Source organism: Ramlibacter sp. WS9, from assembly GCF_003797765.1.
Classification (GTDB): Bacteria; Pseudomonadota; Gammaproteobacteria; order Burkholderiales; family Burkholderiaceae_C; genus Ramlibacter.
In genome coordinates, this window is the sequence record NZ_RKMB01000016.1 from 59,454 (window position 1) to 68,806 (window position 9,353).

A 9,353-nucleotide genomic window follows, 5' to 3' on the forward strand; every position below is an offset into this window, starting at 1 on the left:
AAAAAAACCGCCGCCGGCTTCGTGCTCGTGGCGGTTTTTGCATTCCGGCCCACCTCATTCCATGCCCATCGATCCCGTCCCCGCCTACGTGCCGCTGTCCAAGCTGCCGAACTTCGATCCCCGTACCGTGCCGGTGGTCGGCATCGACACGCACTTACCTGCCGTGAGTCCGGAGGCACTGCGTCCCGATTCGCTGCGTGAGCGATTCGCTTCGCCGCCCCACTGGGAGCCGGAGGTGTGGGCGGAACCGAAATTCACCGATCGCGAGCCGGCCCGCGCCTCCGTGCTGGTGGCCGTGGTGATGCGCGAGCGGCCGACAGTGATCCTCACCGAACGCACGACGCACTTGTCCACGCACTCCGGGCAGGTGGCGTTTCCCGGGGGCAAGCAGGACGAGACGGACACCGATACCGCCCACACGGCCCTGCGTGAGGCGCAGGAAGAGATCGGCCTCGCGCCTGAGTTGGTGGAAGTGGTTGGGCAGATGCCCACTTACACCACGGGCACGCGATTCATCATCACGCCCGTCGTCGCGCTGGTGCAACCCGATCACCGGCTCAACATCAACGCATTTGAAGTCGCCGACGCCTTCGAAGTGCCGCTGGAATTCCTGATGAACCCGGCGCATCACAGGCGCCACGCGATCGAATGGGCCGGCGCACGCCGCGAGTGGTTCTCCATGCCCTTCATGGACGGCACCACGGAGCGCTTCATCTGGGGGGCCACCGCGGCCATGCTGCGCAACTTCTACCGGTTCCTCGCCGCCTGACGAGGGTGGGCTCACGGCGGCCTTTATGATTGCCGCATGAGTTTCTTCGCCATCCTGTTCGCCCTGCTGATCGAGCAGGTGCGTCCGCTGGCACGGCACAACCCGATCCACGCCGGCCTGCGAGGCTGGGCCCGCTGGGTCAGCCGCAATTTCGACGCGGGCAAGCCGCACCATGGCTGGGTCGCCTGGACGCTGGCAGTCGTGTTGCCCGCATTGGTGGCCTTGGGCGTGCATTGGGCGCTGGCGCTTCTGGTCGGTTGGCCCGTCGCCGTGCTCTGGAACGTCGCGGTGCTGTACGTGACGCTGGGTTTCAGGCAGTTCAGCCACCATTTCACCAACATCCGCGACGCGCTGGACACGGCCGACGAGCCACGCGCGCGCGAGTTGCTGGCGCAATGGCAGCAAGTGGATGCGAGCGAACTGCCGCGCAGCGAGATCGTGCGGCATGTCATCGAATATTCGGTTTTGGCGGCGCACAGGCACGTGTTCGGTGTGCTGGCCTGGTATTCGGTGCTTGCGGCGTTCGGCTTCGGCCCGGCCGGGGCAGTGCTGTACCGCATGACCGAATTTGTCGCCCGCTATTGGAAGCACCGCGACCGCACACAGGCCCAACCGGCCAGCCAGGCACTGGAAACTGCGGCCACGAGTGCCTGGAGCGTGATCGACTGGCTGCCCGCGCGCATTACGGCGCTGGCCTTCGCCGTGGTCGGCAGCTTCGAGGAGGCGATCGACTGCTGGCGCAACCATGCCCAGCGTTTCCCCAATGACAACGATGGAGTGATCCTGGCGGCGACGTCGGGTGCCGTCAACGTGCGCCTGGGCGGCGAAGCGCTGAAGTCGGCTGCGTTCGCGCCCAATGCCTCCCAGGGCTTTAGCTCGGCCGGCGCCGAGACGATAGACGACAGCGAAAGCACACCCGGCCGCGAGGCGGAGATCGGCCACCTGCGGAGCATCGTCGGCCTGGTGTGGCGCTCGGTCGTGCTGTGGATGGTGTTGCTGGCGCTGTTGACGCTGGCGCGGCTGCTGGGCTAACCGATGGACGGCCAAGCCTTGTGGAGCCCGCGGGTGCGCGAGCTGGTGCCCTACGTTCCCGGCGAGCAGCCGCGCATCGCCAATCTGGTCAAGCTCAATACCAACGAGAACCCGTATCCCCCGTCACCGCGCGTCGTCGCCGCGATCGAGCAGGCGGCGCGGCAGGGCTTGCAGCTTTATCCCGACCCGGAGTCGACCGCCCTGCGCGAAACCATTGCCGCGCATCATGGGATCGATGCGGCGCAGGTCTTCCCCGGCAATGGATCTGACGAAGTGCTTGCGCACGCGTTCTTCGCGTTCTTCCAGCAGCCGAGGCCGCTGCTGATGCCCGACATCACGTACAGCTTCTACCGCGTGTATTGCCAGCTGTACGGCATCCGGGCGGAACTGCTGCCGGTAGACGATGCATTGCAGATCGACATGGCCCACTACGCTGGCCGCCCGGCGGGCGGCGTGGTCATCGCCAACCCGAACGCACCGACCGGCAGCGCGCTGCCTCTGGCTGCGATCGAGACTTTGCTGCAATCGCAGCCCGGCAGCGTGGTGCTGGTCGATGAGGCCTATGTGGACTTCGGTGCGGACAGCGCGATGCCGCTGGTCGAGAAATACCCCAACCTGCTGGTGGTGCATACGCTGTCGAAGGCGCGCTCGCTGGCGGGCTTGCGCGTGGGTTTCGCGGCGGGGCAACGTCATTTGATCGAAGCGTTGGAGCGTGTGAAGAACAGCTTCAACTCGTATCCGCTGGGTCGGCCGGCGCAGGCCGGCGCTGCGGCGGCCTATGAGGACAGTGAGTACTTCGAGCAGACGCGCCAGGCCGTGATAGCGGCTCGCGAAGAGCTCACCGTGCAGCTTTGGCGGCTGGGATTCGATGTGCTGCCGTCGAAGGCCAACTTCGTGTTTGCGCGGCACCCGCGCCAGGACGCGGCCGCGCTGGCGTCGCGGTTGCGCGAGCACGGTGTGCTGGTGAGGCACTTCAAGCAACCGCGCATCGATCAGTATCTGCGAATCAGCGTGGGCACGCCGGCGCAGTGCGAAGCGCTGGTGAATGCGTTGCGGCTGTTGCTGCCCACGCCCTCACCCTAGCCCTCTCCCAGGGGGAGAGGGGACAAGTCAGTACCGCTCGGGCTGCGAGAGCTCGGCGAACAGTTCCTTGTAGATGCGGTAGCGCGACGGCGTGATGCCGCCTTCGGCCGGGTCCTTGCCCGTGGCCGCGATCACGTCGCAGCCCGGCTCATGCAGGTGCGTGCAGTTGTAGAACTTGCAGTTGCCCAGGTGTGCCCTGAAGTCCGGCATGCAGCCGGCCAGCTGCATCGGCTCGATGTGGTTCAGGCCGAACTCCTGGAAGCCGGGCGAGTCGATCAGGGCCGTCGTGCGCTCCTTGTCGACCCAATACCAGGTGGTGCTGGTCGTGGTGTGCTTGCCGGAATTGAGCGCCTGGGAAATCTCGCCGGTCAACACGGTGGCGCCTGGCACGAGAAGGTTGATCAGCGTGCTCTTTCCCGCGCCCGATGGCCCGAGCACCAGCGTCGTCTTGCCGCTCAGGTGCTTGAGCAGGTGGTCGCGATCGACCGCGCCCGAGAGCCGCAGGCACAAGGGCAGTACCCCATACTGCATGCGCTGGTAGGGCAGCAACCGGGCCCACGCGCGCTCGAAGGGTTCGACCAGGTCGCTCTTGTTCAGCGCGACGATGGGCGTGATCTTTTCAGCTTCCGCGGCGATCAGCGCGCGCGAGAGCTGGCTTTCGGAGAACTCCGGCTCCGCGGCCACCAGGATCAACACCAGGTCCAGGTTGGCGGCGAAAGACTTGGTGCGGATCTCGTCCTGGCGGTAGAAGAGGTTGCGCCGCGGCTCGACCTTCTCGATGGTCCCCTCGTCGTGGGAGCCCTGCCAGAGGACGCGGTCGCCGACGACGGCCGTGCTCTTCTTGCCTCGCGGGTGACAGATCAGCCGCTGGCCTTCAGGTGTTTCGACGAGGAAGTGGCGACCGTGGCTCGCAACCACCAGCCCGCGATCGAGCGCCGCGCGCTCAGCCAAGACGAATCGCCTTCATGCGAGGAGCGCGTTGGCCTGCGCCGCGCATTCGAAATCTGTCTCCGACAGCCCGTTGACGTCGTGGGTGTTGAAGCGAACGACACAACGGCCGTAATGAACGGAAAGATCGGGGTGGTGGTCTTGCGCGTTGGCGATGAAGGCCAGCGCGTTCACGAACGAGATAGTCTCGTAGTAGTTGGCGAAGGTATAGGTCTTTTCGATGGCGACATCGGCGCCGTCTCCGGTGAGCTGCCAGCCGGGCAGGGACGCGAGGCGGCTGACGATTTCCGTGGCGGTGAGCGCGCGGCGCGGCAGGAGGGACCAGTCTTTTTTCTTCATCATGCTTGTCATGCGGCACTCCCGGCAGTCATGCGTTGCAGCCGCTCGGACGCGGGCGGATGCGAGTAGTAGAACTTCACGAAGACCGGGTCGGGTGTCAGCGTGGAGGCGTTGTCTTCGTAGAGCTTCAGCAAGGCGGTGGAAAGATCCTGGCCGCTGGTTTGCTGGACGGCGTACGCATCGGCTTCGAATTCATGCTTGCGCGACAGGCGCGCCATCAAGGGCGAAACGAAGAAAGAGAACACGGGCACTGCCAACAGGAACAGCAGCAGCGCGAGCGCGTCGTTGGGACCACTCAGGTTCGGGCGCACGCCCAGGCCCGTATAGAACCACACCTGCGTTGACAGCCAGCCGAGCAGCGCGAACCCTCCGAGGCTGATGGCGAACATGCCGGCGATCCGCTTGATGATGTGCTTGTGCTTGAAGTGGCCCAGCTCGTGCGCCAGCACCGCATCCACCTCGCCGGGCGAAAGCTTGGCGAGCAGCGTGTCGTAAAACACGACCCGCTTCGCGGCGCCGAAGCCCGTGAAGTACGCATTGGCGTGCGCGCTGCGCTTGCTGCCGTCCATGACGAACAGGCCCTTCGCCGCGAAGCCGCAGCGGCGCATGAGTTCGGTTACGCGAGCCTTCAGCGTCTCGTCATCGAGCGGCTTGAACTTGTTGAACAGCGGCGCGATGAAGGTGGGGTAGATCACCAGCAGTAGCAAGTTGAAACCCATCCATACCGCCCACGCCCACAACCACCATTGCGCGCCCGCGGCGCCCATCAGCCAGAGGATCAACGCCACGACAGGCAGGCCGATCGCCGCGCCCAGCAGCGTGGACTTGAGCAAGTCCGCGAGCCAGAGCTTGAAGCTCATCTTGTTGAAGCCGAAGCGCTCTTCGATAACAAAGGTTTGGTACAGGGTGAGGGGCAGGTCCAGCGCGCCGCTGATGAGGCCAAAGCCCGCGATCAAGGCCAGTTGCTGCGCCATGCCCGCGCCCGTCCAGCCGATCAGCACTTGATTCAGCAGGTCCAGGCCGCCCAGCAGCGTCCATCCCAGCAGCACGGCTGCGCCAAACGCCAGCTCGAGCAGGCCGAACCGCGTTTTCGTGATCGTGTAGTCGGCGGCCTTCTGGTGCGCCGCGAGGGACACCGTTGCTGCGAAAGCGGGCGGTACGGCGTCGCGGTGCCGCGCCACATGGCGAATCTGGCGCGATGCCAGCCAGAACTTGACCGCGATGCCGGCGAGCAGGAAGCCGGCAAACGCCAGGGTCAGTGAGTAGGAAGCCGTCATCTGCCCAAGTTTAGGCCATCGGCGACAATCGCAAGCATGTCAGAAATCGCAACCGAAACACCCGCAACGCTGGCCAAGAGCGACCAGAACCTCGTCTGGCTGGACTGCGAAATGACGGGCCTGGACCCTGAAGTCGACCGCATCATCGAGATCGCGGTGATCGTGACCGGCCCGCACCTCACTCCGCGCATCGAAGGCCCGGTGCTGGTCGTCCACCAGAGCGACGAGCAGCTGGACAAGATGGACAACTGGAACAAGGGCACGCACGGGCGCAGCGGCCTCATAGACAAGGTCAAGGCTTCGTCAATCACGGAGGCGCAGGCTGAGCAGGAGATTCTCGAGTTCCTCGCGAAGTACGTGCCGAAGGCGTCGACGCCCATGTGCGGCAACAGCATCAGCCAGGACCGGCGCTTCCTGGTGAAGTACATGCCCAAGCTGGAAACCTTCTTTCACTACCGCAACGTCGACGTGAGCACGCTCAAGGAGCTGGCGAAGCGCTGGAAGCCCGAGGTGTACTCGTCGTTCAAGAAGCAGCAGAAGCACACCGCCCTGGCCGACGTGCATGAATCCATCGACGAACTGGTGCACTACCGCGAGCACCTCCTGGTGGTCGGAACTCCGCCGCTTGCGGGAAAACCCTGAACGTGCGACAATCGCGGGCTTGGCTGATATCCAGCCTTCGTGCATCTCCCTTCACACAGCGGCTCAAGAATAAAGAGCCACCAGCGCCGACTCCCAAGTCACAAGGCCCTGACAGTCGTTTGATGGTTGATGTTTCTTAACCATTGACGACAACGCCGCCACCTTCTGGCGACGTCATCGACAAGCGCCCCTTCCAGGGGCGCGTGCGTGTGAGCATTTTTATGACCGACACTTTTGCAGTGCAGGGCGAGCTTTCGCCTGCCGAATCCTTTGATACCGCGGCGATCGCCGCCGAGCCGGCCGCTGAGGCCGCCGAGCAATTCGTTGCCGCCGTCCCCAACGGCTTCCTGAAGCTGGGCCTGGCTTCCGAGCTGATCCGCGCCGTGGCAGACCTGGGCTACACCCAGCCGACCACCGTGCAGGAACAGACCATTCCCCTGGCACTGCCGTCCGACGACGCGGCCGCCGGCTACATCGACCTGATGGTTTCCAGCCAGACCGGCAGCGGCAAGACCGCGGCCTTCCTGCTGCCCGTGCTGCACACGCTGCTGAAGCAACAGGCCGAAGCCGAAGCCAAGCTGCGCGCCGAATTCGAGCAGGAAATTGCCGAGGCCGTGGCCCGCGGCGAGCCGGCTCCCAAGCGCCCCAAGCGCAAGGACCCGACCAGCTCGCGCAATTTCAAGCCCGCCACGCCAGGCGCGCTGATCCTGTGCCCCACGCGTGAACTCGCGCAGCAGGTGGCGCATGACGCCATCGGCCTGGTGCAGCATTGCCGCGGCCTGCGCATTGCCAGCGTGGTGGGCGGCATGCCTTACCAGCTGCAAATCGCACGTCTGCAGAACGCCGACCTCGTGGTCGCCACACCGGGCCGCCTGCTCGACCTGCAGCGCTCGTCGCAGATCAAGCTGGACAAGGTGCAGTTCCTGGTCGTCGACGAAGGCGACCGCATGCTGGACCTCGGCTTTGCCGACGACCTGGCGGAAGTCAACAAGCTCACCATCGAGCGCAAGCAGACCATGATGTTCAGCGCTACGTTCGCGCCGCGCATCCAGGCCCTGGCCGCGCGCGTGATGCGCCAGCCGCGCAAGATCCAGATCGACAGCCCGCAGGAAAAGCACGCCAACATCAAGCAGGTGCTGTTCTGGGCCGACAGCCCCCAGCACAAGCGCAAGCTGTTGGACCACTGGCTGCGTGACACCACGATCAACCAGGCCATCGTCTTCGCCAGCACCCAGATCGAGTGCGACGGCCTGGCCAACGACCTGCAGCAAGCCGGCTTCGACGCCGTCGCCCTGCACGGCGCCCTGAGCCAGGGCCTGCGCAACCGCCGCCTGATGGCGCTGCGCCAAGGCCAGGTGCAGGTGCTGGTGGCCACCGACGTCGCTGCGCGCGGCATCGATGTGCCCACGATCACCCACGTCTTCAACTACGGACTCCCGATGAAGGCCGAGGACTACACCCACCGCATCGGCCGCACCGGCCGTGCAGGTCGCGATGGCCTGGCCGTGACGTTCGCCGAGTTCCGCGACCGCCGCAAGATCTTCGACATCGAGGGTTACAGCAAGCAGCAGTTCAAGGCCGAAACGATTCCCGGCCTGGAGCCGGCGCAACGCGCGCCGCAGGCACCGCGCGGCGGCTTCGCCGACCGTGGCGCTCCTCGCGATCACCATTCGCGCGACCGCAAGTTCGGCGCTCCGCGCACGGCCGGCTTCGGCGGCAACCATGCACCGCGTGAAGAGCGTGGCTTCGACAACCGCCGCAGCAACGAAAGCTACGTCCGCAAGCCCGCTTTCGGCGATTTCGGTGGCCAGCGCGAAGGCTTCGCGCCGCGCGGCGACTTCGCCCCACGTGCCCCGTCGTCATTCGCCAAGCCGGCCAAGCCCGGCAACGGCGGCAAGGTGTTCGTGCCGCGTGACGCCAAGAAGCGTCCGTACAAGCCGGCCAACTAAGTAGAGAAGAAAGCTGCGGCCGTTCAGGCCGCTGCGGTCATCGCCCGGCCGGTATCCGGCCAGCGGCGATTGACATAGACCCAAGCGACCAGACCGACGCTCATCATCAGCAATGAGGTGAGCGCGATCGCGCGCGTCGAATGCATCACCAATGGTGCGATCACGCCTGCGACGATTCCGTTGGCTGTCGAGCCGATGACGGCCTGCAGCGACGAAGCCATGCCGCGCCGCTCCGGATACAGGTCCAGCACCAGCAGCGTCACCACTGGCACCATCAAGGCCCATCCGAACGAGAACACCGCGATCGGCACCAGCGCCCACGATGCGGAGGGTTTGAGTATGAAATTCGCGGCGACATTGGCCAGCGAGACCAACACCATGATCAGGAACCCGTAGCGAATCTGCTTTCGCGGTGTGATCCGTCCCGCGAGCCGCCCGCTGGCCCAGGCCCCGCCCATGATGCCCGCGATGGTGAGCAGGAAGAACCAGAAGAATTGCGTGGGCGCCAGGCCCAGGTGGTCGCCGAGGAACGCCGGCGCGCACAGCACGTAGAGGAACATCCCGTTGAACGGCACGCCGCTGGCGAGCGCCAGCAAGAAGAAGCGCGGGTTGGAACTGAGCTGCCAGTAGCCCTGCATCAGGTTTCGAACGTTGAACGGCTGGCGTTGCGTGACGTGAAGCGTTTCAGGCAGCAGCTTGAAGTTGGCGCTCCACAGAAGAACACCGACACCGGTGAGAAACCAGAAGATGCTGTGCCAGCCCGCATGGACGAAGAGCCAGCCGCCGATGATGGGCGCAATCGCCGGCGCAACGCCAAAATAGATCGTCACCTGGCTCATCACCTTCTGCGCCTGCGCCGGCGGGAACATGTCGCGGATGATGGCGCGCGAGACGACGATGCCCGCGCCGGTGGACAGGCCCTGCAGCCCGCGGAAGAACACCAACTGGCCGATGGTCTGCGACAAGGCGCAACCCGCCGACGCCACCGTAAACATCGCGATGCCCCACAGCACGACGGGCCTGCGGCCGAAGCTGTCGGCCAGCGCGCCATGAAAGAGGTTCATGAACGCGAAGCCGAACAGGTAGGCCGACAGCGTCTGCTGCATGGCGACCGGATCCGCGCCCAGCGCCTGCGCTATGCCCGAAAACGCCGGGATATAGGTGTCGATGGAGAACGGGCCCAGCATGCCCAACAGCGAGAGCAATACGGCAAGGGCCCAGCGCGGCGCGCGCCAGAGTTTGTCGGCATCAGGGTTCACGAGCCGTCGAGTCTACCGTCTGCCGGCTGCTTGCCGGTAAACTGCGGGCCCAACA

General features: G+C 65.2%; 9 protein-coding genes. 5 read left to right on the plus strand and 4 right to left on the minus strand.

Features of this window, described 5'->3' with window-relative positions; genetic code table 11:
* Positions 1 to 61 precede the first annotated feature (61 nt).
* Genes EEB15_RS21655 through hisC form a run of 3 tightly spaced genes read left to right on the plus strand, consistent with a single transcriptional unit; the run spans position 62 to position 2,884 of the window.
* Positions 62 to 769: a CoA pyrophosphatase gene (locus EEB15_RS21655; protein WP_141512014.1), complete on the plus strand. Its 708-nt coding sequence runs from the start codon at positions 62 to 64 to the stop codon at positions 767 to 769.
* A gap of 36 nt (positions 770 to 805) precedes the next feature.
* Positions 806 to 1,801 carry a CobD/CbiB family protein gene (locus EEB15_RS21660; protein ID WP_141512016.1) on the plus strand — a complete coding sequence of 332 codons (996 nt, stop codon included), beginning with the start codon at positions 806 to 808 and terminating at the stop codon, positions 1,799 to 1,801.
* Positions 1,802 to 1,804: 3 nt separating this feature from the next.
* Positions 1,805 to 2,884 (plus strand): histidinol-phosphate transaminase, encoded by a 1,080-nt coding sequence (hisC, locus tag EEB15_RS21665; protein ID WP_141512017.1) that lies wholly within the window; start codon positions 1,805 to 1,807, stop codon positions 2,882 to 2,884.
* 27 nt (positions 2,885 to 2,911) lie between these two features.
* Here the strand turns inward: hisC and rsgA are convergent, their stop codons facing one another.
* From rsgA to EEB15_RS21680, 3 genes are read right to left on the minus strand one after another with little or no spacing between them, the layout of a single operon-like run.
* Complete coding sequence (gene rsgA, locus EEB15_RS21670; protein ID WP_141512020.1) at positions 2,912 to 3,835, minus strand: ribosome small subunit-dependent GTPase A; 924 nt, start codon at positions 3,833 to 3,835, stop codon at positions 2,912 to 2,914.
* A 12-nt stretch (positions 3,836 to 3,847) separates the two neighbouring features.
* Positions 3,848 to 4,183, minus strand: coding sequence for a 4a-hydroxytetrahydrobiopterin dehydratase (locus EEB15_RS21675; protein ID WP_141512021.1), 336 nt, complete (start codon positions 4,181 to 4,183; stop codon positions 3,848 to 3,850).
* A complete protein-coding gene (locus EEB15_RS21680) occupies positions 4,180 to 5,448 on the minus strand; it encodes a M48 family metallopeptidase (RefSeq protein ID WP_141512023.1) in 1,269 nt (422 codons plus the stop codon). The genes EEB15_RS21675 and EEB15_RS21680 overlap by 4 nt, the downstream gene beginning before the upstream one ends.
* 36 nt (positions 5,449 to 5,484) lie before the next feature.
* On the opposite strand from EEB15_RS21680, the gene orn reads away from it, so the two are divergent.
* On the plus strand, positions 5,485 to 6,090 hold the full coding sequence (gene orn / locus EEB15_RS21685; protein WP_141512025.1) for an oligoribonuclease: 606 nt from the start codon (positions 5,485 to 5,487) through the stop codon (positions 6,088 to 6,090).
* A gap of 221 nt (positions 6,091 to 6,311) precedes the next feature.
* Positions 6,312 to 8,039: a DEAD/DEAH box helicase gene (locus EEB15_RS21690; RefSeq protein WP_141512027.1), complete on the plus strand. Its 1,728-nt coding sequence runs from the start codon at positions 6,312 to 6,314 to the stop codon at positions 8,037 to 8,039.
* A 23-nt stretch (positions 8,040 to 8,062) separates the two neighbouring features.
* On the opposite strand, the gene EEB15_RS21695 is transcribed toward EEB15_RS21690, so the two are convergent.
* A complete protein-coding gene (locus EEB15_RS21695; protein ID WP_141512028.1) occupies positions 8,063 to 9,298 on the minus strand; it encodes a multidrug effflux MFS transporter in 1,236 nt (411 codons plus the stop codon).
* Positions 9,299 to 9,353: the final 55 nt, after the last annotated feature.